Annotated in this window: 24 protein-coding genes and 1 tRNA gene; 11 read left to right on the forward strand and 14 right to left on the reverse strand. The window is 60.0% G+C overall.

What is annotated here, in order from left to right:
• Nucleotides 1–29 precede the first annotated feature (29 nt).
• The 3 genes from tmk to WA943_RS12985 form a co-directional block, all read right to left on the reverse strand.
• Nucleotides 30–656 carry a dTMP kinase gene (gene tmk / locus WA943_RS12975; RefSeq protein ID WP_424470303.1) on the reverse strand — a complete coding sequence of 209 codons (627 nt, stop codon included), beginning with the start codon at nt 654–656 and terminating at the stop codon, nt 30–32.
• Nucleotide 657: 1 nt separating this feature from the next.
• Entirely contained in the window at nt 658–1,824 is a 1,167-nt protein-coding gene (locus WA943_RS12980) for a D-alanyl-D-alanine carboxypeptidase family protein (protein WP_424470304.1), read from the reverse strand.
• A 77-nt stretch (nt 1,825–1,901) separates the two neighbouring features.
• Nucleotides 1,902–2,927: a septal ring lytic transglycosylase RlpA family protein gene (locus tag WA943_RS12985; RefSeq protein ID WP_424470305.1), complete on the reverse strand. Its 1,026-nt coding sequence runs from the start codon at nt 2,925–2,927 to the stop codon at nt 1,902–1,904.
• Nucleotides 2,928–3,153: 226 nt separating this feature from the next.
• Here WA943_RS12985 and WA943_RS12990 point away from each other — a divergent pair, with 226 nt between their 5' ends.
• A complete protein-coding gene (locus WA943_RS12990; protein WP_424470306.1) occupies nt 3,154–4,512 on the forward strand; it encodes an MmgE/PrpD family protein in 1,359 nt (452 codons plus the stop codon).
• A gap of 6 nt (nt 4,513–4,518) precedes the next feature.
• Here WA943_RS12990 and WA943_RS12995 read toward each other — a convergent pair whose 3' ends face one another.
• A complete protein-coding gene (locus WA943_RS12995) occupies nt 4,519–4,773 on the reverse strand; it encodes a hypothetical protein (protein ID WP_424470307.1) in 255 nt (84 codons plus the stop codon).
• Nucleotides 4,774–5,126: 353 nt separating this feature from the next.
• On the opposite strand from WA943_RS12995, the gene WA943_RS13000 reads away from it, so the two are divergent.
• A complete protein-coding gene (locus WA943_RS13000) occupies nt 5,127–6,575 on the forward strand; it encodes a DHA2 family efflux MFS transporter permease subunit (RefSeq protein WP_424470308.1) in 1,449 nt (482 codons plus the stop codon).
• A 3-nt stretch (nt 6,576–6,578) separates the two neighbouring features.
• Here WA943_RS13000 and WA943_RS13005 read toward each other — a convergent pair whose 3' ends face one another.
• Entirely contained in the window at nt 6,579–8,024 is a 1,446-nt protein-coding gene (locus WA943_RS13005) for a sensor histidine kinase (protein ID WP_424470309.1), read from the reverse strand.
• 118 nt (nt 8,025–8,142) lie between these two features.
• On the opposite strand from WA943_RS13005, the gene WA943_RS13010 reads away from it, so the two are divergent.
• Nucleotides 8,143–8,232: transfer RNA gene (locus tag WA943_RS13010), tRNA-Ser, on the forward strand.
• A gap of 39 nt (nt 8,233–8,271) precedes the next feature.
• Here the strand turns inward: WA943_RS13010 and WA943_RS13015 are convergent.
• The 6 genes from WA943_RS13015 to WA943_RS13040 form a co-directional block, all read right to left on the reverse strand.
• The gene (locus WA943_RS13015; protein ID WP_424470310.1) at nt 8,272–8,649 is read right to left on the reverse strand and encodes a nuclear transport factor 2 family protein; all 378 of its coding nucleotides are present in this window, start codon (nt 8,647–8,649) and stop codon (nt 8,272–8,274) included.
• Between the two features lie 40 nt (nt 8,650–8,689).
• Nucleotides 8,690–9,127, reverse strand: a complete 438-nt coding sequence (locus WA943_RS13020) for a PaaI family thioesterase (RefSeq protein WP_424470311.1) — start codon at nt 9,125–9,127, stop codon at nt 8,690–8,692.
• Nucleotides 9,128–9,233: 106 nt separating this feature from the next.
• Entirely contained in the window at nt 9,234–9,656 is a 423-nt protein-coding gene (locus WA943_RS13025) for a PaaI family thioesterase (protein WP_424470312.1), read from the reverse strand.
• Between the two features lie 10 nt (nt 9,657–9,666).
• Nucleotides 9,667–10,053 carry a hypothetical protein gene (locus WA943_RS13030; RefSeq protein WP_424470313.1) on the reverse strand — a complete coding sequence of 129 codons (387 nt, stop codon included), beginning with the start codon at nt 10,051–10,053 and terminating at the stop codon, nt 9,667–9,669.
• Nucleotides 10,054–10,107: 54 nt separating this feature from the next.
• Nucleotides 10,108–10,518, reverse strand: coding sequence for a hypothetical protein (locus WA943_RS13035; RefSeq protein WP_424470314.1), 411 nt, complete (start codon nt 10,516–10,518; stop codon nt 10,108–10,110).
• A gap of 152 nt (nt 10,519–10,670) precedes the next feature.
• Nucleotides 10,671–11,288, reverse strand: coding sequence for a glutathione S-transferase family protein (locus tag WA943_RS13040; RefSeq protein WP_424470315.1), 618 nt, complete (start codon nt 11,286–11,288; stop codon nt 10,671–10,673).
• A 168-nt stretch (nt 11,289–11,456) separates the two neighbouring features.
• Between WA943_RS13040 and WA943_RS13045 the strand changes: the two genes are divergently transcribed.
• The 3 genes from WA943_RS13045 to WA943_RS13055 all read left to right on the forward strand — a co-directional run bounded on the left by WA943_RS13045 (nt 11,457) and on the right by WA943_RS13055 (nt 14,671).
• Nucleotides 11,457–12,719, forward strand: a complete 1,263-nt coding sequence (locus tag WA943_RS13045; protein WP_424470316.1) for an MFS transporter — start codon at nt 11,457–11,459, stop codon at nt 12,717–12,719.
• 1 nt (nt 12,720) lies between these two features.
• On the forward strand, nt 12,721–13,299 hold the full coding sequence (locus tag WA943_RS13050; protein WP_424470317.1) for a gamma carbonic anhydrase family protein: 579 nt from the start codon (nt 12,721–12,723) through the stop codon (nt 13,297–13,299).
• A gap of 91 nt (nt 13,300–13,390) precedes the next feature.
• Nucleotides 13,391–14,671, forward strand: a complete 1,281-nt coding sequence (locus tag WA943_RS13055) for an MFS transporter (RefSeq protein ID WP_424470318.1) — start codon at nt 13,391–13,393, stop codon at nt 14,669–14,671.
• Between the two features lie 7 nt (nt 14,672–14,678).
• Here the strand turns inward: WA943_RS13055 and WA943_RS13060 are convergent, their stop codons facing one another.
• Nucleotides 14,679–15,155, reverse strand: coding sequence for an allene oxide cyclase family protein (locus tag WA943_RS13060; protein WP_424470319.1), 477 nt, complete (start codon nt 15,153–15,155; stop codon nt 14,679–14,681).
• Nucleotides 15,156–15,395: 240 nt separating this feature from the next.
• Between WA943_RS13060 and WA943_RS13065 the strand changes: the two genes are divergently transcribed.
• Nucleotides 15,396–16,439: an HpcH/HpaI aldolase/citrate lyase family protein gene (locus WA943_RS13065; RefSeq protein WP_424470320.1), complete on the forward strand. Its 1,044-nt coding sequence runs from the start codon at nt 15,396–15,398 to the stop codon at nt 16,437–16,439.
• Nucleotides 16,440–16,491: 52 nt separating this feature from the next.
• Here WA943_RS13065 and WA943_RS13070 read toward each other — a convergent pair whose 3' ends face one another.
• Nucleotides 16,492–17,592, reverse strand: a complete 1,101-nt coding sequence (locus WA943_RS13070; protein WP_424470321.1) for an NADH:flavin oxidoreductase — start codon at nt 17,590–17,592, stop codon at nt 16,492–16,494.
• A 115-nt stretch (nt 17,593–17,707) separates the two neighbouring features.
• On the opposite strand from WA943_RS13070, the gene WA943_RS13075 reads away from it, so the two are divergent.
• From WA943_RS13075 to WA943_RS13085, 3 genes are all read left to right on the forward strand, one after another.
• Entirely contained in the window at nt 17,708–18,625 is a 918-nt protein-coding gene (locus WA943_RS13075; RefSeq protein ID WP_424470322.1) for a ChbG/HpnK family deacetylase, read from the forward strand.
• Between the two features lie 85 nt (nt 18,626–18,710).
• Nucleotides 18,711–19,043: a heat shock protein HspQ gene (gene hspQ / locus WA943_RS13080; RefSeq protein WP_424470323.1), complete on the forward strand. Its 333-nt coding sequence runs from the start codon at nt 18,711–18,713 to the stop codon at nt 19,041–19,043.
• A gap of 31 nt (nt 19,044–19,074) precedes the next feature.
• A complete protein-coding gene (locus tag WA943_RS13085) occupies nt 19,075–19,797 on the forward strand; it encodes an acyltransferase (RefSeq protein ID WP_424470324.1) in 723 nt (240 codons plus the stop codon).
• Here the strand turns inward: WA943_RS13085 and WA943_RS13090 are convergent.
• On the reverse strand, nt 19,794–20,330 hold the full coding sequence (locus WA943_RS13090) for an invasion associated locus B family protein (RefSeq protein WP_424470325.1): 537 nt from the start codon (nt 20,328–20,330) through the stop codon (nt 19,794–19,796). The two genes, WA943_RS13085 and WA943_RS13090, sit on opposite strands and share 4 nt — an antisense overlap.
• A gap of 351 nt (nt 20,331–20,681) precedes the next feature.
• Between WA943_RS13090 and WA943_RS13095 the strand changes: the two genes are divergently transcribed.
• On the forward strand, nt 20,682–22,406 hold the full coding sequence (locus tag WA943_RS13095; protein WP_424470326.1) for an extracellular solute-binding protein: 1,725 nt from the start codon (nt 20,682–20,684) through the stop codon (nt 22,404–22,406).
• Nucleotides 22,407–22,585: the final 179 nt, after the last annotated feature.

A 22,585-nucleotide genomic window follows, 5' to 3' on the forward strand; every position in this document is an offset into this window, starting at 1 on the left:
AAACAGGAATTTACCAGTCAGATCAATGACTAGGTAGGTAAACGCGATGTCACACTGTGCCATATTTGTCGTGCAACTTCGTCCGCAGTCTGTGTGGCGTCAATGATGACGCAGCGTTCGGGGGCCGAATTCGCTATGGCCAGAAACGATTTCCGTAATGTCTCGTGGAACTTGGTTCCCATTCGCTCATAGCGATTTTCACCGCCTCGCTGATCGGCGCGCGCAAGGCCTGTCGCGACAGGCAGATCGAGCACGAGTGTGAGCGAGGGCATATCGCCTCTGATCACCATTTTGCTCAATGCGGTAATGATTTCGGTATCCAGCCCCTGCGCCGCGCCTTGATAGGCAAAGGTCGAATCAATGAAGCGGTCGCAAATGACCCACTCTCCGCGCGCCAGTGCGGGGCGGATTGTGTGTGTCAGATGATCTTCGCGTGCAGCGAAATGCAGCAGAGTCTCGGCCAGCGGCGTCCAGCGCGAGGTTTCGCCGTTGACGAGAAGCGTGCGGATCGATTCCGCGCCCGGCGAGCCGCCGGGTTCGCGCGTCAATGTCACACGATGGCCCAGTTCGATCAGGCGGGACGCCAGGGCGCGGGCCTGCGTCGACTTGCCCGCGCCCTCGCCGCCTTCAAGCGTGATGAATCGCGGCCTGCTCAACTCAGCTGCCGAAGGCCATGTGACGAAGCGCGCTCATGCCGCGACCGAAGATGCCGAGCCGCTCGACATTCGCGCTCGCTACGAGCGGAATTTCTTGCACGGGCTTGTCCGGCGCCGTGACGCGCAGGGTGCCGATGCGCTGTCCTACGGCGATGGGCGCCGAGATCGGTGCGGAATAATTGACCGACACCTGCATGGCCTTGCGCTGGTCGGGGGTCATGATGAGCGAGACGTCGTTTGCAGCGACAAGCGGCACTTGCGAATAGTCGCCCTGCCAGACAGGCGCATTGTCGATGACGGCGCCTGCCGCAAAGAGCTTGTACTGCTTGAACGAACGGAAGCCCCAGTCGAGAACGCGCACGCTTTCTTCCGCACGCGCCTTTTCGCTCGTCATGCCGTTAAGGACGAGGATCAGGCGCTGGTCGCCGCGCTTTGCCGAGACCACGAGGCCATAGCCCGATGCCTGCGTGTGGCCGGTCTTCAGGCCGTCAACAGTCGGATCGAGAAACAGCGCCGGGTTGCGGTTGTGTTGCGTGATGCCGTTCCAGGTGAACTGCTTCTCGCTGAAGTAATGATAATATTCCGGGAAGTCGTGGATGATGTGCTGTGCGAGGCGCGCGAGATCGTGGGCCGTCATCATCTGGTTCGGATCGGGCCAGCCGGTCGAATTGGCGAAAACCGAATTGGTGAGGCCAAGCTCCTTGCCGCGCTCGGTCATTGCCGATGCAAATTCAGCCTCGGAGCCTTTCAGCGCTTCGGCGACCGCGATGCAAGCATCGTTGCCGGACTGCACGATGATGCCCTGGATCAGGACCTCGACGGGAATGCGCGTGCCGACCTGCGCAAACATGGTCGATGAGCCGGAGGTCGTGCCGCCTGCGCGCCATGCATATTCGCTGATCGGAAATTCGTCGGTGAGCTTCACCGTGCCGGCCTTCAGCGCGTCAAAGAGCATCGAGAGCGTCATGAGCTTGCTCATGCTGGCGGGATGCATCTGGACGTCGCCGTCCTTTTCCCACAGCACGGCGCCCGTTGCCGCATCCATCAGCACGGCATATTGCGCGGTGGTGTCGAAGGCGCTGGCAGGCTGCGCCGTCAATCCGACGAACAAGAAAGCGGCGGCCGCGAAGGTCCTGATGGAGGTCACGATCGGCTTCAATCTCGTCATTTCGGGCACTTTCTTTATCGTCGGGGGAATTGAGAAAATTCGTTTGCGGGCGTCTGGTAGTCTACCCGGCGCTTGTCTTACTCGACAACAATACGAGCGCCTGCATGACCGTTTTGCGTCAGCGTCTTCATCGAGGCGTCTGCGGTCGATACATCGGACAGCGGCCCGACGCGCACGCGATAATATTTCACACCATCGACCATGGTCGGCGATACCTGAACATTCTGCACGCCTTGCGACAGCATTTTCTGACGCACGCTCTCCGCATTCGTGAAATTGCGGAATGATCCAGCCTGCACAAAGATGCTGGTGCGCGGCGGCACGGGAACCTGCTCGACGGTGCCATCGGGCTCCGGCGGCTGCAGGCCTGCATCTTCGACGGGGCGCATCGTCGAGGGAGTGGTGGGCGCGGGAAGCGAGGCGACCGCATTTGCGGGCGCGGTCTTCACACCGGGCGGCGGGGCCAGCGTCGTTGCCACGACAGACGTCGTCTTGGCGACGTTGATCGAGCGCTTCTCGCTCTCGTCCATGACAGGCTTGGGAGCCGTGAAACTATCCTGACCGGCGATCTGCGTTGTCGAGGTGCCGGGGATGCCGGGTAGCGGCGCGCGGCCGACGAACTGGACGCGCACACGTGCCGTACCCTGACGATCATAGCCGAGAAGTTCTGCTGCCTTGCGCGACAGGTCGATTTCGCGTCCGTTGACGAAGGGGCCGCGATCATTGACGCGCACGACGACCGAGCGACCGTTTTCGAGATTGGTCACGCGCACCAGAACCGGCATGGGCAGCGTCGGATGGGCGGCTGTCAGTTGTTCCTGATCGAAGAATTCGCCATTGGCGGTGCGCTTGCCGTGAAACTGCGGCCCGTACCACGAGCCGATGCCCGTGGCGTCATAGCGCTCATCTTCTTTGGGGTAATACCAGACGCCGGCGATCTGATAGGGCTTGCCGACCTTGTAATAGCCGCCCTCGCCTGTCGGCACAGAGGGCTTCTCTTTGGTGGTGCTGCAGCCCGCAAGAAACAGGGGCACCATAATCAAGGCGAGCGCGCCGTGCAGCGGCCTAAACGACCATCCAGACAGGCTTTTCGCAACGCTCATTCAGATACCCCTAGTTTCGCGCGATCGCTCGTCGATGCAGATCACAGGTGACACAATCGGAGTTTCCCGATTATCGGTGAGCGACTCAATAGGCGCGAACGCGTGGAAAACCTTATAGTCAGCAGATAGTTGGGCGGCAAGCCGCGCTCCCGAGACTATCTGCCCGAAAGCTTCCCTTTAGCCTCGTGCCGCGCTAACGATTGGCCTCAGCCGCGGGGAGAAGATCATGAGCGTCCAGAGTGCAGAGCAGGTCCGGAACACGTCGAAAACTGTCGCCGATGCGTCGCTGACAGAGGGGCTGGTAAAGCTGATCCGGGGCAAGCCCATCGCTCAGGCCGACCTCGATGCGGCGGCCATGTTCACGCTGGACGCCATTGCCAATATTCTCGCCGGGCGCAATTCCGAGCCGGGCAAGGTGATGCTCAACTGGGCGCGGTCGAAGGGCGCTTCCAATGTCGCCCCCGATGCCGACCGCATGGCCTTCCTGATGGGCGGCCTTTGTCACATCCTCGAAACCGACGATCTGCACCGGGAATCCGTGGTTCATCCCGGCTGCGTGGTCGTTCCGGCGGCCTGGGCGCTTGGTGAGGAGCGATATGTTTCGGGCCGCGCCCTGCTTCAGTCCGTCTTGCACGGCTTTGAGGCGACAACCCGCGTGGGCATGGCGGTTGGCGCCGCCCATTACCGCATCTGGCACAATACGGCGACCTGCGGCCCCTATGGCTCTGCAATGGCCGCCGCTGCCCTGCTCGGCCTCACCGACGAGCAGACGGTCGATGCGCTTGGCAATGCGGGCAGCCAGTCCGCCGGTCTCTGGCAGTTTCTGGAGACGGGCGCGATGACGAAGCATCTCCATGCGGGCCATGCGGCCGAGGCCGGGCTCAAGGCGGCCGAGCTTGCCGCCTTCGGCTTCAGCGGCCCTCCGCGCATCCTTGAAGGGGAAAAGGGCTTCTTCCGCGCCGCCTGCCCCGATGCCGTGCCGTCTGCGGTTCTGGCCGATCCCGACGCGCCCTGGCAGCTTCTGCGCACTTCCATCAAGCCCTGGCCGTCCTGCCGCCATACCCATCCGGCCATTGATGCGGCTGAAGAGTTGCGGGTAAGGCTCGGCGCGTGCGGGGAGGATGCGATCCGGACCATTGAAGTCGGCACCTATCAGGCCGCGCTCGATGTTTGCGACCGCCCGGTCGCGACCAGCGATTATGAGGCGAAGTTTTCGCTTCAGCATGCGGTGGCGGCTGCCCTTCTCTATCCGAAGGTCGATTTTGCAGCCTTCGGTGCCGAGGCACGGACGCGCTGCGCCGCCCTCGCGCTTCGCGTTCGCATTGCAGCCGAAGAGCCTTACCGGTCCACCTATCCCCGCGCCTGGGGCTCTCAGGTTCGGGTCATGCTCGCCGACGGAACGGAGCTGGCCGCAGCGCGCACAAATGCGAAGGGCGACCCTGAGGCTCCCCTTTCATCGGACGACATGGTCGCCAAGGCCCGCATGCTGCTGGTGCATGGCGGTGTCCGCGAGCCTGAGCGCATCATTGACGGCGTTCTTAGGCTCGCGGCCAATGGCGCCCTGCCCGAGCTTTCGTTGCTGTAAGGCCGCTCAGCCCGCCATTTTTTCGATGAGCGGACGGATTATGTTCAGGTAGGCCTGCCCCGCAAAACCGGCGGTAAAGGGCAACCAGATGCTGGCGGTCCGCCACAGCAGCCGAGGCTTTTTCCTGACCGGCGCGGGTTCAGCAGGTGAATGCATTGCCGGTGCGGCGTGATGGGCGGGCGCAGGCGCATGGCCCCCGCCATGAACCGCCGGAGCCGCCACCGAAATTGTCGTCTCTGCCGCATCGAGTTCATGCGACATGCGACGTTCCCGCTGGAACAAAACGGCCATATACGCGCAGAGCACCGCAAGCAGGCTCAGCGGAATCCAAGTTGACGTGAGATCCGGCAACACGACTATCCCCCCTGTTACTGTCGTCTAGGGCTTCCCCACCCTCTTTTGTGCCATTCTGGCAAGCATCGGCCTCGCTGGCAAAACAGTTTTGTCGTTAATTGGCTCGGGAAATTCACGGTCCTGCTTGCGGGGGTGGGCATCGGGGGTCTAGAAAGCGCACCCGCGCAAGACATCGGCCTTGGATTTCAAGCGATTAGGCCGATTTTGCGATATCCGCTGCCCTCCGATCCGGGCATGCCGATTTGTCAGGATGGCCAGGTATGGCAGGTGCGGCGGTTTCCCAGCGCTTTCTCATTCCCCTGATTGTCGCCTGCGCGCTTTTCATGGAGAACCTGGATTCGACCGTCGTGTCGACCTCGCTGCCTGCGATTGCACAGTCGTTCGGCGAAAATCCGCTGCGCCTCAATCTGGCCATCACCTCCTATTTGCTGGCGCTGGGCATATTCATTCCGCTGTCCGGCTGGATGGCGGACCGTTTCGGCGCGCGCAAGGTTTTCTGCTCGGCGATTGTGGTCTTCACGCTCGGCTCCATCGCGTGCTCGGCAGTGTCGAACCTGCCGGAGTTCGTCCTCGCCCGCATCCTTCAAGGGGTGGGCGGCGCCATGATGGTGCCCGTCGGCCGATTGGTCATCTTACGGACGATCCCCAAGCACGACCTTGTGAACGCCATGGCATGGCTCACCGTGCCAGCGCTCATCGGCCCCATGCTCGGGCCGCCGCTCGGCGGTTTCATTTCAACTTATGGAAGCTGGCGCTGGATATTTCTCATCAATATTCCAATCGGCATTCTGGGATTGGCGCTGGCGTATAAATATATCGACAACATAAAAGAGGAACGCAGGGAGCACTTTGACTCGTTCGGGTTTGTGATTGTCAGTCTCGGCGTTGCGGCAACCATGTTCGGCTTTGAAAATGCCGGGCGCGGAATTTTGCCCAATTCGGTCGTGATCGCATTGCTCGTGATCGGCGTCGCGCTTCTCGGCCTTTATTATCGGCATACGCGCATAAATCCGGCGCCGATCATCGACCTGACATTGTTTCGGATTCCGACATTTCGTTCCAGCATCGTCGGTGGATTTATCTTCCGCATGGGTCTTGGCGCATTGCCGTTCCTCACGCCTCTCATGCTGCAGCTCGGATTCGGGCTGACGCCATTTGCTTCAGGCATGATTACGTTTGCCGGCGCCGCAGGGGCAATCACAATGAAAATTGCAGCCGCGCCAATTATCCGGCGCTTTGGCTATCGCAACATATTGATTGCAAACACGTTCATTTGCGCGGCGTTCATGGCGTCTTACGGCTTCTTCACGCCCTCGACGTCGCACCTCTTCATCATCCTGACGCTTCTTGTCGGCGGCTTCTTCCGGTCGCTGCAATTCACGAGCCTCAATACAATCGCCTATGCGGACATAGATAATCCGCGCATGAGCCGCGCCACGACGCTCTCAAGCGTTGCGCAGCAATTGTCGTTGAGTTTCGGCGTCGGCATTGGCGCGCTGGTCTTGCATGTCACGCTCAGCCTGAGCGGCAGAGAGACACTGATCGCGAGCGATTTCAGCCCGGCCTATTTCTTTATTGCCTGCATCAGTTTTCTGTCGCTGTTTTTCTTCATTCCGCTGGCGTCGGATGCGGGCGACGCGGTGAGCGGGCGCATCCGCCCGGCAGATGCGCTCAAGAAAACTGCCGACGTGCCGCAAGTTGCGGACTGAGATTCAGTAACTCGCAGACGCTGGGGGAATTCGGAGCGTGACCTGATAGCCGGGGTTGAGATTCTCAACTTCGAGCTGGCCGCGCAATTGTCTCGCGAGGCCGGGGATCAACCTTGAGCCCAGACCTTTTCCGCTCGAGGCCGTATCAAAGCCGACGCCCTTGTCCGCGACGAGCAGGCGGATATAGCCGTCGCTTTCGCCGCGCAGTTCCAGACGCACAGGTCCCCCGCCATCGGGATAGGCGTGCTTCACAGCATTGGTGACAAGTTCATTGACGATGAGCGCGATGGGCACGGCAAGCTCGATCGGCAGTTCGAGCGGGTCGGCTTCGATATCGATCCAGCAATCTCCAGCACCGCCATTGGTCGATGTGGTGATGTCGGAACATAGGCGGCGCAGATATTTGTCTATCTCGACCGTTGTGACGTTCTCGCTTTGATAGAGCCGCTCATGCACGCCCATGATCGCGGCGATCCGCAGCCCCGCGGATAAAAGATGCTCGCGCACCGTTTCGTTTCGCGCGTCGTTGGCCTGCAGGTTCAAAATGCTGATGACGAGCTGAAGGCTGTTCTTGACGCGATGATTGACCTCTCGAAACAGAAGATCCTTCTGCCGCAACCATACTTCGCGTTCGGCCAGCGCGGCCTCAAGCGCCTGTTCGCGTTCGCGCTCGATCGTTGCGTCCAGTGCGACGCCGATGAGGCGCGCGGTGCGACCCGGGCGGTCCTGCATGATTTCACCGCGAGAAATGATCCAGCGAATGGAGCCGTCTGGCAGGATGACGCGAAAGTCGAAACGCGCGCCGTTGAGCTCGGGATGGCTGAAAATGCTGCGTAAATGCGTGCGCGCGGCCTCGAGATCGTCCGGGTGGATACGGTTGAGGAGGGCTGCCGCATAGGGGCCTGCTTCACCGGGGGCAAATCCGAACAGTTCGTCGATGAAAGCGCTGCGCTCGAAAAGATCGCTTTCCGGCTCATATTCCCATGAGCCGATATCGGCGGTGCGCGTCGCAAGGCGCAGGCGGGTGTCGTTCTCGCGCTGCCGTCTTATCGATTCGGTGGCGTCCTGGACCCTGTGGATGATGTAGCGGATCTGGCCGTCGGAACCGAGCGCAGGTGTATTGACAAGGCGCCCATGGCGCTCTTCTGCGATATCGGGGTGATTGGGGTCGGACACGAGATAAGGCTGGACCGGCAACACATCCAGGCTGCCCGTCGCCAGCACCTTTTCGAGCGAGGCGCGCAGATTGCGAATGTTTTCCGCAAGGGGGTGTTGTTCGTCTGTCGGCAGCAGGTCGAAAAGGCGTTTTCCGATGACGTCTTCGCGACGGCCATGGGTTACCTGAAGCTGAATATCGCTTGCGGCCAGGACAGTGAAGTCGCTGTCCGCGCTCAACAAGAGATAGGCATCCGGCAGCGCATTAAAGACGGTGCTGAAGTCAATCGGCATGGACCAGGCTCTTCATCCGATGGCACTGGAAAAACGATAACATGCCGCGACGAGTTAGGCTTCCTGTGCAGTTGGTGACTTGAGTCGATCGCCGGAAGCATGTAGCCATTAGCCCGACGGAGGGGTGGCCGAGTGGTTTAAGGCACCGGTCTTGAAAACCGGCGTGCCCTCGCGGGTACCGTGGGTTCGAATCCCACCCCCTCCGCCAACCTGTCGTTGCGAGAGCGGCTGATCGGCAGTTGGGCTTTCAGTGGTTGGCAGCGATGGCGCGCGCGTAAGTCGCGAGATCGAAATAGTCGCGCCACATGCGAATCTTGCCATCGTCGAGCACAAATACGCCGCAGCATGGCAGGTCGACGCTCTTGCCGCCGATCCAGATCCTGTCGAGACGTTCGGCCATGACGATGTTGCCCTGGACGACGATGTTCAGGACATCCCACGACGTCCGCGTCCAGTCCTTGATGAACCCGCCGATGAACCGCCGCAGATTGTCGTGGCCACTGACCGGCGCATTCATCATGTTGTGATAGGTGCCGTCAGGCGTGAAGCAGGTGACGATTTCTTCGACGTTGAGGCGTGACCACGCGGCGATAAAGTCTCGCACGATCTCTTCATTGGTCTTCATGATCATGTCCTGTGCAAATGGGCGCGCGCCGTGAGGTCTGTCATTGCGCGGCGGCACCTGCCGATGGTGCCTCGAATACCCGAAATACGGCCGTCGCGATCAGCAACAGCTTATCCCCGACGCTGACCTCGGCATCGAGGAAGGCCATGGTGCGCGTAAGTTTGCGCAGTCGGGCCCGGCCTGAAACCCAGCCACCAGCCGGCGCGCCGGCGACGAACTGAACATTCAAGGTCACGGTCGCACACAGACGCTCCGTCTGGGCGACCACAGCATGGCCCAGGAACGTGTCAACGAAAGTCGTGATGGCAGCGCCGTGCAGGACACCGTTCGGATTGCCGTGGCGGGCATCGCTTTGGAAGCCGTAGACGTATTCCCCAGAAGGTTCTTCGGCCCAGCAGTAGGGCCCATTGTGGGCGATGAAGCCGCCGCTCTCGGCGAAAGGCGTGAACTCAACATTTGTCGGCTTGTCGGTCGGCATGGATCCTCCTTCTGGCGTAAGCAGGATCGCTCAGCTGATTACGACGTTCAATGTGATAAAGCGAAAAAGCTCCGGCCGGCCAAGACCGCCGGATAAAAGTGCCGCGTCAGGTGCCGATCTTGAAGGTCGCGCTGGCGCGGGCGACGAGTTCGCCCTGCTCGTTGCGGAGTTCGGCTTCAGCAAAAGCGATGGACTTGCCGCGATGGCGCACGAAGCCCTCGCCGATCAGAATGCCTTTATCCGCCCGACCGATGAAGCTCGTCTTGAGTTCGAGCGTCACTTGCGGCGTGCCGGGCACGCGATGCGTGAGCCGCACCGCGTGCCCGCACAGGCCGTCAAGCATCGCCGCGAGGAAGCCGCCATAGATGCGCCCTCCCCGATTGACGAAATTGTCGCCAGCCACATATGACGCGCGGACGTATCCCCGCTCCGCATCAACAGCCAGCACTTTTTTGCCAAGTGTTATCGCTGCAGGCGATTCCGATTCCAGATCGAAATCGCCTGCAGTGTGTGTGTCGGATGATTTCAAGTTACTACTCTCAGGCGAAAGGCTTCTTGAAGGTCTTTTTAAACGTTTCCTTGCAGTCCGCCATCTCTTCAGACATCAGGTCGTAGCCTTTTGCCTGACATGCCGCATTCGCCCGGAATTCCGCGACGCCGTTATTGGTGCAGCCCTTCAGATCCCGGTCGAACAGGAAAATGCAGACCATGGGGATATAGCGCTCCTTGCAAGGCAGGTCGCGAATATAGGTCTGCTGCTCGGGCGTGCGCTTGTCCCACCATTCCTGAAGGCGCTCGTCGGATAGTTTTCGCGTATCGCTCTGCATGCAATCCGGCGCTTTGTCGGCAAGAGCCGACGACGGCAAGGCGGTCCATGCGATCAACCCGAAAGCCAATGCAAAAAACGCCTGTACGAAACTCTTCATTAGTTACTTCCTCCCTTTAGGTACCCCTGACCTGCCAAACGGCAGGATAACCGTTCAGCTCGTGGTTGCGGAGAACGGTTGCTTGAACGTCTTCTTGAACTTCTCTTTGCAGTCCGCCATTTCCTGCGACAGCAGATCGAGCCCCTTGGCTTCGCAGGCTTTGTTGGCGCGGTATTCAGCGATTCCCTTGTTGGAACATCCGATCAGATCGGGGTCGTAGAGGAATACGCAAACGATGGGAACAAAACGCTCCTCACACGGAAGTGCGAGAATGATGCGTTGCTGTTCGGCCGAACGCCGATACCACCAACCCATCGCGCCGTCCTTGTTCTTGATCTCCGATGACATGGGGCATTTGAGGTAGTCTTCGACGTTATCCGCCGCGACAACGCGCTGCGGTGCCAGCCCGCCAATGAAGGCGAGGCTGATAGCTGCTGCGAGCAGGCTCCGTGCAAAGGCCCTCATACCCATCCTCCCGAGATAGTAAGCTGCCTTTACTAGGCTAGCGTGTCAGCGGGTTCAGGGAAAGGCCGTCGACGTCGAGAATTATGAAATTGATGTAAGAAAGGCCGGCATCCCGGGGAGCCGGCCTTTCCAATAATCAACCGAGCTTCGGCTCAGGCGCTGGCCGCCGCGCTTGGGCGCGCTTTCATGCGCTCGAACCAGGCGACGACATTGGCGTTCGCTGAATTGAGCGGCTGCCCAACGCTCGCGCCGAAATCGAGGAAGACGAAGAGCAGGATGTCGGCAAGCGTCATTCTGTTGCCTGCAAGGAATTCCTTGCCAGCCAGCAGCTTGTCGATCCAGGTGATCTTGTCCTGCGCTATCGCCTTGAGGCCTTCGGCAGCTTCAGGACGGCAGACCATACGATCCTTGAAAAGCGGCAGGCCTTCGGCAAAACGGAAACCGGTGGTCAGCGGCTCGCAGATGTTCAGATCGACACGCCGCGTCCACATGCGCGTTTCCGCGCGCTCTTCCGCCGAGGTTCCGATCAGCGATTTTCCGGGATATTTTTCGTCCAGATATTCGCAAATGGCCGTGATTTCGGCGAGCACTGAACCATTGTCCAGCTCCAGCGCCGGCGTTTGCCCGCTTGGGTTCTTGGACAGATAGGGTTCCTTGCGATTGTCGCCCTTCATCAGGTCGACTTCCTCGAAAGGAATCTCGATGCCCTTTTCCTTCATGAACATTTTCACGACGCGCGGATTGGGCCCGATCGAATTGTAGAATTTCATGGACGATACTCCCTGTATTCCGGTCTTGTGGCCGGTCGAGAATCCTTATCCGAATGTTCCGCGCGGCGCCAGTCCGGCGGAAAAGCGACGTGGACCGGCATCGCCCTGCCATTGGCCCTTGTGCGGAATGAGCGGGGACACGACTATGCCCCCCGCAAAAGGCGAAGAGTGAAAAAGCAGATGAATGAACACAGCCCGAGTACGGGCATTTTTTATGGCTGGTATGTCGTTGCGGCGGTCCTGGTTGTGCTCAGCGTCGGGTCTGGCCTCGGTTTCTACAATCTCTCCGTCTATCTGAAAGCCTTTGTCGATCAGGGCGGCTTTTCGGTTTCCGCCGCATCGACGGCGACGGCCTGCTTTTTCGTGGCGAGCGGCGTTGCGGGGCTTGGTGTCGGCGCGCTTATCGAACGCTATGACGTTCGCTGGATTATCACGGGCGGCGCAATTCTGAGCGGCGCGACGATGTTTGCCGCCGCGCATGTTCACGCGCTCTGGCAGCTATATTTGTTTTATGCCGTGTTCGGCGTCGGCTACTCGGCATGTGCGCTTATCCCCGGCACGACGCTGGTGGCGCGATGGTTTGCGCGGCGGCGTTCGCAGGCGCTTTCCATTGCATCGACCGGCTTGTCGCTTGGCGGCATTCTGTTCACGCCGATTTCGGCGAAGCTTATTGCGCAGCTCGGCCTTTCCGGCGCTGCGCCGTGGCTCGCGCTGATTTTCATCGTCGGCATCATTCCGATCACCTGGTTGATGATCCGGCCGAGCCCGCTCGACTTTGGAATGGGCCCCGATGGCGATCCCATTGCGCGCGACGCCCATGGCGTTCCCCTCATGGCTGACGGCATCGATTTTGAAACCGCGATCCGCAGTCGCTTTTTCATTTTGATGACGCTCACCTTCATCTTCGCGATGATGGCGCAGGTCGGCACCATCGCTCATCTCTTCAGCCTCGTTGCAAGCCGCACGGGCAGCGACGACACTGCCGCGCTTTCGCTTGCCGCCATGGCGGGCGCGAGCATTGTGGGCCGGCTCATTGGCGGCTGGGCGCTTGCCTATATTTCGTCACGCGGTTTTGTTGTCGCGCTTGTGATCGCGCAAGGCATTGTGCTTGTACTTTTTGCATTTGCCGAAACGGCGACGGCCCTCATTGCGATCTCGATATTGTTCGGATGCACGGTCGGCAATCTGCTGATGATGGCACCGCTGATGAGCGCCGAGGCATTTGGTCTGAAGGCCTATGGGCGGATATTCTCGATCAATCAGCTTTGCACGGTGACGGGTGTTGCCAGCGGGCCGATGGCGATGGGGCTTCTCTATGCGCAAGCCGGGGGATATCACGCCGCATTTCTGACGATGGCGGCCGCTTCGGCGCTTGCCTTCGCGCTCATATGGGCCGCCGGTCCGGTTCGCGCCCTTATTGATGGTAGATAGAATGAACAAAAGAAATTTCGGGCCGGATGTGGTTCTCGACAATCCCGCCTTCATTCACGAGACGGCGCTTGTCTATGGCAAGGTCCATATCGGCGAAGGCGCGTCGCTCTGGCCCTATGTCGTCATTCGAAGCGAGATGCATGAAGTTCGCATCGGCAAGCGGACGAACATTCAGGATTTCGTGATGATCCATGTCGGCAATGCGACGCCGACGATCATCGGCGAAAATTGCTCGATCACGCATCACTGCACGATCCACGGCGCCGACATTGGCGACAATTGCCTGATCGGGATCAATGCGACACTGATGGACGGCGTGAAGATCGGCGCGAACTCAATTGTCGCCGGGCATTCCATCGTGACTGAAGGCACGGTCATTCCTGAAAATTCCATCGTCGCAGGCTCGCCCGCCAAGGTCATTCGCACGCGCGACAACGGAACCGCCAATGCCATGAATGCCGCGTTCTATTTCGAGAACGCCAAGGCCTATGCGCAAGGCGATCACCGCATCACTGACCGCGACCATTTCAAGGTCGCCATGGCGGCAGAACTCAAGAAGTTGACGGAAGCCGCCGACTAGCTTTTAGGGTGCGCGGTTTTTGCACTTGTAGCGTGGCGTAAAAGGCGTAAGTAAGCCGCTTATCCGCTGTTTGCTGGAGTTGTACGGAGAGATGAGCGCCGGAAGCGCCTCCCCTGACCATAATGAGGGCCGCCCCAAAGGCGGTCTTTTCTATGGCTGGTATATCGTCGGTGCGGTCTTCCTTTCGCAGACCGTGTCTTGCGGTCTGATTTTTTACAACCTGTCGATCTTCCTCAAAGCCTTCGTTACGCATAACGGCTTTTCGGTTTCCGCAGTGTCGAACGCAACGGCTTCATTCTTTGTGGCGGGCGGTCTGGCGGGGCTTGGCGTCGGCTGGCTGATGGATCGCTACGATCCGCGCATCATCATCACATTCGGCGCCATTTGCGCGGCCACCGCGCTCGCATCGGCAGGCCATGTGCGCGAGCTTTGGCAGCTCTATGCCTTCTACATTCTTTTCGGTATCGGTAATGCTGCCGTCGCCGTCATTCCCGGCATCACGCTTGTCGCCCGCTGGTTCAATCGCCAACGCGCGCGCGCCATCGCCTATGCATCGACCGGCCTGTCGCTGGGCGGCATCATCTTCACGCCCATTTCGGCGACACTGATCCAGCGCATCGGCCTTGGTGACGCGAGCTACTGGCTCGCTCTCGTTCTTATCCTTGGCACGGTGCCGATCTCGTGGATTTTCCTGCGCCCCTCCCCTGCGTCCATGGGACTGACACCCGACGGCGATGCGCCGGTGCTCGGCGCCGACGGCCAGATGCTCGCGCCCGATGGCGTCTCGTTTGCGGATGCAGTTCGCAGCCGCTTTTTCATCATGTTCACGACCTCCTATGTGTTCTCGATGATGGCGCAGGTCGGCTGCCTCGCGCACCAGTTCCGCCTCGTCTCGACGCGAACGGGCGACGACCACATTGCCGCGCTTGCCGTTTCGGTGATGGCGGCGGCGAGTGTCACGGGGCGTTTGGTCGGCGGATCGGTTTTGTCGCGCGTTTCGTCCAAGCGCTATCTGCAAGCGGTCTTCGTTCTGCAGGCTGTTTCGTTCACGCTGTTTGCCTTTGCGGAAGGCGTGACGGCGCTGCTGATCGTGTCGGCCATGTTCGGTGCGACGGTCGGCAATATGCAGATGATGCAGCCGCTCATCATGGCGGAAGCCTTCGGGCTCAAAGCTTATGCGCGCATCCTGTCGCTCGCACAGATGATCACGACTTGCGCCAATGCCGCAGGCCCGGCACTTATCGGCCTGCTTTATGAGCGCGCGGGCGGCTACCAATCGGCCTATCTGCTGATTGCTGTCGCATCCGTTATCGGCATTCTCACTTTCAGCGCAGCAGGCCCGGTCCGCGCGCAGATTACCGCCAGCCGCTGAGAGCGAGCTATTCGCGCAGATTGTAGGTGAAGTCGTATTCGCTTCCCTGAGAGTTGCGCGCATGGAGCAGCATGTCGCCGCGAACATGCGCGTATTCGCCGGTGCCGCCGGTGATTGCGAGCGTGGAGTCGCCTGAATCGAGGAACGGCCCCTCGACGGTGATCTGACCCTTGGCGAGCGTCAGGGTCCAGATGCATTCCCACGCCTTGCCGGCAACGACGCGCACGCAATAGCCGTTATCCGCCCCGATCTTTTCCTTGTTCGCCTTGTCGAATATCTCGTTTGCAAAAGTGAGGACGTCGCCCGCGCTGTCACCCTTCGCGCCGAGGTCCAGAGTGCTGTCTGTCGTTGCGCGCTCCACGACGACGAGTTGCTTCGGGGTGGCTGCCGAGGCATCGCTCGCGGCGATGCCGATGGAGAAAAGCGCTGCGGTGAACGCAATCGACGTTGGAATGATGAGCCGGGATTTTGAGACATCTGTCATGATCGCCTCCAATTTGAACGCGGCTTTGCCGCCGCACGGAAATGCTAGCTCATCGGGCGCGCGATCCAAATTTCAGGACGGAAAGGATCGTCCGGCCAGAATGTGCTCGCAAATGGCGTCCGTCAGATTAAATTTGGGCGCAGGTTCAATGGCTTGCGCGGTCATGCTTGCAAAACCACTTACACTTTCGCGGTACGCGTTCTAGACTGCCGCATCCCTCTTTAGACCAGCGGATTTCCCATGAAATTGCCTTCGGATTTCTACAAACCCCTCGCCATTGGCGCGCCGGAACCCTATCGCGAGTTGCCCGTGGCGCTTGAGCGCATGATCCATTTCTTTCCGGGGCACAATGAAAGGGTCCGCGCCAAGGTCGGCGAGATGATCCCGCAAGTGGACGTTCTCCTCGGCAATCTTGAGGACGCGATCCCGGCCGATGCGAAGGATGCGGCGCGCAAGGGCTTCATCGAGACGGCGCAGGCGCATGAGTTCGGCCAGACGCGGCTCTGGACGCGCATCAATCCGCTGAACAGCCCGTGGATGCTCGACGACATTACAGAAATCGTTGCGGCTGTCGGCAACAAGGTCGATGTCGTCATGCTGCCGAAGGTCGAAGGCGCGTGGGATATTCACTATCTCGATCAGCTTCTTGCGCAACTCGAGGCAAAGCATTCGATCCGCAAGCCGATCCTCATTCACGCGATCCTCGAAACGGCGCAGGGCGTGAAGAATGTCGAGGACATCGCGTCGGCATCATCGCGCATGCACGGCATGAGCCTCGGGCCTGCGGACCTTGCCGCGTCGCGCCGCATGAAGACGACGCGCGTCGGTGGCGGGCATCCCGGCTATGGCGTTCTCGAAGATCCGCGCGCGGATGGCGGCAAGCGTGCTTATGCACAGCAGGACCTCTGGCACTACACCTTCGCGAAGATGGTCGATGCCTGCGTGTCCAACGGCATCAGCCCCTTCTATGGTCCCTTCGGCGATATTCAGGATCTGGAAGCCTGCGAGCAGCAGTTCCGAAACGCATTCCTGATGGGCTGCGTCGGCGCATGGACGCTGCATCCTGGGCAGATCGCGATTGCCAAGAAAGTCTTCAGCCCCGATCCGGCGGAAGTGCTTTTTGCAAAGAAGATTTTGGCCGCCATGCCGGACGGCACAGGCGTCGCCATGATCGATGGCAAGATGCAGGATGATGCGACCTGGAAGCAGGCCAAGGTCATGGTCGATCTGGCGAAGAAGGTTTCGTCGCGCGATGCCGATCTTGCCAAGGCTTACGAGTTCTAGTTTCAGATGAAGTGATCGTGGCCCGGTTGAAGCCGGGCCACGATCGATTGCATTACGACAGCGTCGCGAGCGCTTCCGGCTTGAACGGCATCAGCGCATCGAAGCGGCCTTCGTGCACCTTGCGCGCCCATTCGGGATCGACGAGCAGCGCGCGACCGACGGCGACGAGATCGAACTCGCCCTTCTCCAGCCGTTCCAGCAAATCGTCGATGCCAGTCGCCTGCGACGACTCCCCGCCAAAGCCGCCGATGAAATCGCCGGACAGGCTGACGCTGCCGACCGTGATCACCGGCTTGCCCGTCAGCTTCTTCGTCCAGCCCGCCAGGTTGAGCGTCGAGCCTTCAAACTCCGGCTCCCAGAAGCGGCGCGTCGAGGCGTGGAAGCAATCGACGCCTGCATCCGAAAGCGGCTTCAGGAATTCACCGAGCAGTTCCGGCGTCGGCGCGAGCTTCGCCGTGTAGTCCTGCTGCTTCCACTGCGAGAAACGCAAGATCAGCGGATAGTCCTTGCCCGTCTCGCGGCGGATCGCCTCGATGATCTTGACGCCGAATTCGGTGCGCGCGCGCATGCTGCCGCCGAACTCGTCCTCGCGTTCGTTGAGGCCTTCCCAGAAGAACTGATCGATCAGATAGCCGTGGGCGCCGTGTACTTCGACGCCATCGAAACCGATTTCGCGCGCGTCAGCGGCGGCGCTGCCAAAGGCGTCGATGACCTTCTGCACATGCTCTTTCGTCATCGGCTCGGATACGCGCTTGCCGGGCTTTGCAAGGCCGGACGGCCCGGCACTCGGCAGCTCGGGGAAAGGTGCGCGCGAGGGATTGCGCGCCATGCCCACATGCCAGAGCTGCGGCATGATCTTGCCGCCAACGCCATGCACCTCTTCCACGACGCGCTTCCAGCCTTTCAGCGACTCGCCGTAAAAGTTGGGTACAGCCGCGTCCATCGTCGAGACCGGATCGTTGACGGTCGTTCCCTCGGTGATGATGAGGCCGGTTTCGTTTTCCGCGCGGCGGCGATAGTAAGCGGCGACTTCGGGTCCGGGAATTCCTTCCGGCGATTTCGAACGGGTCATGGGGGCCATGACAACGCGGTTTGGCAGTTCGAGCCCGTTGAACGCAAACGGGCTGAACAGCGGGGCTACGGATCGACTCATGTATATCTCCAGATTTTTTCCGTGGAACCTTCAGATTCCCGGCCAATGGCAATGATGGCATATTGGGCCTGCAAGGCCGCAACGCAATCGCGGCGATGGGGGGAGTGCGATAAAAATGGATATAGACACGAAAATTGCGGCCAATCCGGCGATTGAGCGACTTGGTTTCGAGGCGAACGACAGGGTTGTCATTCTCCATGTCGACGATGTCGGCATGTGCGGCGCCTCACTGGATGCCTTTGTCGATTTGTGGGCGCGCAAGGCTGTCACCTGCGGCTCGGTCATGGTGCCCTGCCCCTGGTTCCGCGCCACCGCTGCCTGGGCACGCGCGAACCCTGATGCCGATCTTGGCGTGCATGCAACATTGACCAGCGAGTGGCCCGGCTATCGCTGGGGCCCAGTTTCAACGCGCGATCCGGCTTCCGGCCTCATGGATAGCGAGCGCGCCTTTCACCGGACGTCCGAGGATGCCGGCGCATTGGCGGACCCGGTCGCAGCGTCCGTCGAGTTGCGCATGCAGATCGCGATGGCGCTGGAAGCGGGTATCGCGGCGACGCATCTCGATACGCATATGGGCTCGGTCATGCATCCGCGTCTTTATATCGCCTTTGTCACGGCGGCTCTTGATGCGGGCTTGCTGCCTTTCGCATTGCGGCTCGATGAAGGCCAATGGAGCCGGATGCTCAACGACAAGGCGGCGAGTGATTTCTTTGTGGCGGCGGGCCGCGATCTCGAGCAGCGCAATGTTCCGATGCTCGATCGCGTCTTGCAGCTCTCTCTTTCGATCGAAGATGACCGTGCGGCGCGGACGCGGGAAATGGTCGACAAGGTCGGTCCCGGTCAGATCGGATATGCGCTGTTTCACCCTGCCCTCGACACGGCGGAGCTTCGCGCCATCTGCCCGGACTGGCGTTCGCGCGTTTCCGATTATGAGCTTCTGGCGTCGGGCGAGCTTCGCCGCCACCTTGAGGATCAGGGCGTGAAGGTCATTGGCTGCCGCGAATTGCAGGCACTGACGCCTGCTCGCCCGTAATGCCGTTGCGCTGCCGGTCGGGATTTCCGCTTTACACCCGCGCCTGTTACTCTGTGGCATCAGATTTGTGGAGCGTGGACGACCTATGGAGATCAACCGGCAGGCGAAGTTTCAGATCGGACAGATCGTTCGCCACAGGTATTACCCTTTTCGCGGCGTCATTTTCGACGTCGATCCGACGTTCAACAACACCGAGAAATGGTGGCTGTCGATCCCGGAAGAGGTGCGCCCGCGCAAGGACCAGCCCTATTACCACCTGCTGGCCGAAAACGCGGACACGGAATATGTCGCCTATGTCTCCGAGCAGAACCTGCTGGCGGATGATAGCGGCGAGCCTTTGCGCCATCCGCAGGTCCGCGAATTATTTGGACCGATGCGCGACGGCGTCTATACAATCCGTATGAAGACCGCTCACTGAAGCGGCTTTCCCATCGAAGGAGAACGGATCCGTGCGGCGCGACAGGCGACCATATTTCATTCGCCGCATTCAGGACGCCTATGTGCGCTTCTATACGCAGCGGTTCCTCGTTCCGGCTTTCGATGAGGTCGGCGCTGGATTGAGCGTGACCAGCCCGCGCGATCTTGAAATCTTCGGCGGGAATATTCGTGTCGGTTGCCATGCGCATATTCATGCCGCGCGGGGCAACATGACCCGGCTATGCACCTGGACGACAGATGGCCGCGAAGGCCGCATCAGCATCGGCGACTATGTGCTGATCAGCCCCGGCACGCATATCGTCGCGTCGGAAAGCATCAGCATCGGCAGCAACACCATGTTCGCGAGCGGTTGCTACATCTCCGATTCCGACTGGCACGACACCTATGACCGCACACGCGAGCTTGAGAAGCACGCACCTATCGTGATCGGCGACAATGCGTGGCTTGGCGTTCGTGTCATCGTCGGCAAGGGCGTTACGATCGGCGAGAACAGCATCATCGGCGCGGGCTCGGTCGTGACGAAAGACATTCCGGCCAATTGCATCGCGGCGGGAAACCCGGCGCGTGTGGTGCGCGCGCTCGATCCGGCAATGCCCTTGCGCAAACGTGCCGAGCTCTTTCGTGAGCCCGAACGCATGGCGCGCGATATGGACAATCTGATGCGCTATATCCTGAGGGAGAACACGATTGGAGGCTGGCTCCGCAGCGTATTCTCCCCCACGCGCAACGATTAGGTTTTGGGTGGCTTCGGCAGCGATGCGAGAGCGGCAGACAGGCCGTCGAGCTTGACCGGGACTTTCACAACGCCCTGCCCCATCAGACGAAACAGCACTTCAAGCTGCTTGCCGGACTTCAACCCCTTTAGCTGTTCGTCGGTCAGCTTGATGTCCGCCTGGCAGCCCAGCGGGATGCAGAAGGCGTAGGGACCGCCGAACTTCACCTTGTCGTCGATATTGAGGCCGACGCCCGGCGGCAGGATCGTTCCGAGAGGCGTCATGGCGAAGGCGAAGAATTCACCCGGCTTCTTGGGCAGATAGCCGATGCCCAGATAAAGAATTTGCTGCTTCTGGTCGCCGGCGCGCACATCGATGAAGGCATGGCAATCGGCGAGCTTCTTGGTCTTCACGTCCTCCTCGCAACGTGTGCTCCAGGTGCCGAAAGTCTTGATGACGGGCTTTGTCTCAGGCGCTGCATGCGCGGCGTCGGCTGCCGGGGCGGGCTTGGCCGGTTCTTCTGCGCTTGCGGAAAATACAAAGGTGGATGCCATGAACATGGCCGCGGCTGCGCCTAGCGCTGCGCGACGAAAAAACATAGTGGTGATCCTTTCTGCGGACATCCCGGTGCCCTGAGTGCCACTTGGCGCCCAGACCGGGCCGGAAGATTATAGATATATCCCCGAACGTTTAAGCAGCCCCGAATCCATACATGATACCAGTAAGCTTGCCGCCAAATTAAGGAGGTGGCCTCGCATCGAGGCCACATTTGTCCAAAATAGCGGCGTTACGGGATAAGGACTGTCGTCTTGCGACTGGAAGTCAGCGTTTTTTGGGGGGCTATTTTCGGGGCCCTGTTTCTCTTTTCTTCGCTCACGCAGGCAAGTCCTCGCCACGCGATTGCCATGCATGGAGAGCCGCTCTACCGGGAGGGCTTCCAGCATTTTGCCTATGTAAACCCCGATGCGCCCAAGGGCGGCACGGTGCGCTATGGCGCGGTCGGAACATTCGACAGCCTCAATCCCTTCATCGTTCGTGGAACGGCGGCGGTGGGTTTGCGTGAATATGTCTTCGAGAGCCTGATGGCGCGAAGCTATGACGAGCCTTTCAGCCTTTACGGCCTGCTTGCTGAAACGATTGAAACGCCCGAAGACCGAAGCTCGGTCACGTTTCGTTTGCGCGCTGAAGCCCGCTTTTCAGATGGGCAGCCTGTTACCGTCGACGACGTCATCTATTCGCTGGAGACGCTGCGCGACAAAGGGCGTCCCAATTACAAAAGCTATTTCTCCAAGGTGGTGCGGATCGAGCGCCCCGATGCCCGGAGCGTCAAATTTATCATCGCTTCGGAGCCTGACGGCAGCGGCCCGGATCGCGAATTGCCGCTGATCCTCGGCCTCATGCCGATCCTGCCGAAACATGTTTATGAGACGCGGCGCTTCGACCAGTCGGGGTTTGAGATGGCTGTCGGCAGCGGGCGATACATTATCGAGTCGATCAAACCCGGCGCGCGCATCGTTTACGCGCGCGATCCGAATTATTGGGGCCGCGATCTTGCCGTCAATCGCGGGATGGGGAACTTCGACCGCCTCGTCTATGATTATTATCGCGATACGAATGCCTCCTTCGAGGCCTTCAAGGCCGGGCTCTATGATGTTCGGCCGGAGGATGATCCGGGGCGCTGGACGACCGAATATGATTTTCCAGCGGTGAAGGACGGGCGCGTCAAGAAAGCCGTTTTCAACACCGCTCTTCCATCCGGCATGCGCGCACTGGTGTTCAATACACGCCGCCCTGTTTTTGCAGATCGCCGGGTGCGCGAGGCGCTGACCTATCTGTTCGATTTCGAGTGGGTCAATCGCACGCTCTATCACGGGCTCTACAAACGGACCGAAAGCTACTTCGACAATTCGGAGCTTTCATCGCATAGACGCACGGCAAACTTTCGCGAACGTGCCTTGCTGAAGCCGTTCCCGAATGCAGTCACGCCCTCGATCATGGTGCGTGGCTATGAAGCGCCGAAGGGTGACGCATCGGGGCAAAATCGGGCCAATCGTGTCAAGGCAATCTCGCTGCTGCGCGAAGCGGGCTATGTGGTTCGCAATGGCAAGGTCGTGGACGCGCAAAGCGGTGTGCCGCTCGGCTTTGAAATTCTGGTGGCAACACCGTCGAATGAACGGCTCGCTCTCGTCTATTCCAACATGGCGCGCAGAGCGGGTATCGATGCGCGCGTGCGTAACGTCGATCCCAGCCAGTATCAAGGCAGGCTCGATGCCTATGACTACGACATGATCTTTTTCGAGTGGCAGGCTTCGCTTTCGCCGGGCAATGAGCAGAGTTTTCGTTGGGGAGCGGATACGGCGGATGTGCCGGGTACGTATAATTTCATGGGCATAAAGGATGCTGCGGTCGATGCAATGATATCGGCTCTGCTTGCGGCGCGGTCCCGTGAGGATTTCGTCAGTGCCGTTCGCGCGCTCGACCGCGTTCTGCTCTCCGGCAATTATGTCATTCCGCTGTTCTACTCGCCCAATCAGTGGGTCGCCCTGTGGGACAAGGTCAAATATCCCGATCGCACCTCGCTCTATGGCTATCGGAGCGACACATGGTGGATGGAAGAAAAGAAAAAATGAGGGCGCGAGCGCCTCAGATTGCTCGCGCCTCCTTGCTGACTGCGCCAGCATGATCCTCGGCCTCAAGTGTACGAACATTGCGCGAAAAATTTCGGAACCTTTCTGTGTAATGATCGTTATCCAGCCAGATACCAACTGGCTGGTATTTATTTGCAACACCTAAGACGTGCTGCGTGGGG

It is taken from the genome of Parvibaculum sp. (assembly GCF_049651025.1).
Taxonomy (GTDB): Bacteria; Pseudomonadota; Alphaproteobacteria; order Parvibaculales; family Parvibaculaceae; genus Parvibaculum.

Coding starts and splice junctions, on each gene's coding strand:
- WA943_RS12980 (WP_424470304.1), bottom strand. CDS start 1,824: ATGACGAGATTGAAGCCGATCGTGACCTCCATCAGGACCTTCGCGGCC.
- WA943_RS12985 (WP_424470305.1), bottom strand. CDS start 2,927: ATGAGCGTTGCGAAAAGCCTGTCTGGATGGTCGTTTAGGCCGCTGCAC.
- WA943_RS12990 (WP_424470306.1), top strand. CDS start 3,154: ATGAGCGTCCAGAGTGCAGAGCAGGTCCGGAACACGTCGAAAACTGTC.
- WA943_RS12995 (WP_424470307.1), bottom strand. CDS start 4,773: ATGTCGCATGAACTCGATGCGGCAGAGACGACAATTTCGGTGGCGGCT.
- WA943_RS13000 (WP_424470308.1), top strand. CDS start 5,127: ATGGCAGGTGCGGCGGTTTCCCAGCGCTTTCTCATTCCCCTGATTGTC.
- WA943_RS13005 (WP_424470309.1), bottom strand. CDS start 8,024: ATGCCGATTGACTTCAGCACCGTCTTTAATGCGCTGCCGGATGCCTAT.
- WA943_RS13015 (WP_424470310.1), bottom strand. CDS start 8,649: ATGAAGACCAATGAAGAGATCGTGCGAGACTTTATCGCCGCGTGGTCA.
- WA943_RS13020 (WP_424470311.1), bottom strand. CDS start 9,127: ATGCCGACCGACAAGCCGACAAATGTTGAGTTCACGCCTTTCGCCGAG.
- WA943_RS13030 (WP_424470313.1), bottom strand. CDS start 10,053: ATGAAGAGTTTCGTACAGGCGTTTTTTGCATTGGCTTTCGGGTTGATC.
- WA943_RS13035 (WP_424470314.1), bottom strand. CDS start 10,518: ATGAGGGCCTTTGCACGGAGCCTGCTCGCAGCAGCTATCAGCCTCGCC.
- WA943_RS13040 (WP_424470315.1), bottom strand. CDS start 11,288: ATGAAATTCTACAATTCGATCGGGCCCAATCCGCGCGTCGTGAAAATG.
- WA943_RS13050 (WP_424470317.1), top strand. CDS start 12,721: ATGAACAAAAGAAATTTCGGGCCGGATGTGGTTCTCGACAATCCCGCC.
- WA943_RS13055 (WP_424470318.1), top strand. CDS start 13,391: ATGAGCGCCGGAAGCGCCTCCCCTGACCATAATGAGGGCCGCCCCAAA.
- WA943_RS13060 (WP_424470319.1), bottom strand. CDS start 15,155: ATGACAGATGTCTCAAAATCCCGGCTCATCATTCCAACGTCGATTGCG.
- WA943_RS13065 (WP_424470320.1), top strand. CDS start 15,396: ATGAAATTGCCTTCGGATTTCTACAAACCCCTCGCCATTGGCGCGCCG.
- WA943_RS13070 (WP_424470321.1), bottom strand. CDS start 17,592: ATGAGTCGATCCGTAGCCCCGCTGTTCAGCCCGTTTGCGTTCAACGGG.
- WA943_RS13075 (WP_424470322.1), top strand. CDS start 17,708: ATGGATATAGACACGAAAATTGCGGCCAATCCGGCGATTGAGCGACTT.
- hspQ (WP_424470323.1), top strand. CDS start 18,711: ATGGAGATCAACCGGCAGGCGAAGTTTCAGATCGGACAGATCGTTCGC.
- WA943_RS13090 (WP_424470325.1), bottom strand. CDS start 20,330: ATGGCATCCACCTTTGTATTTTCCGCAAGCGCAGAAGAACCGGCCAAG.
- WA943_RS13095 (WP_424470326.1), top strand. CDS start 20,682: ATGCATGGAGAGCCGCTCTACCGGGAGGGCTTCCAGCATTTTGCCTAT.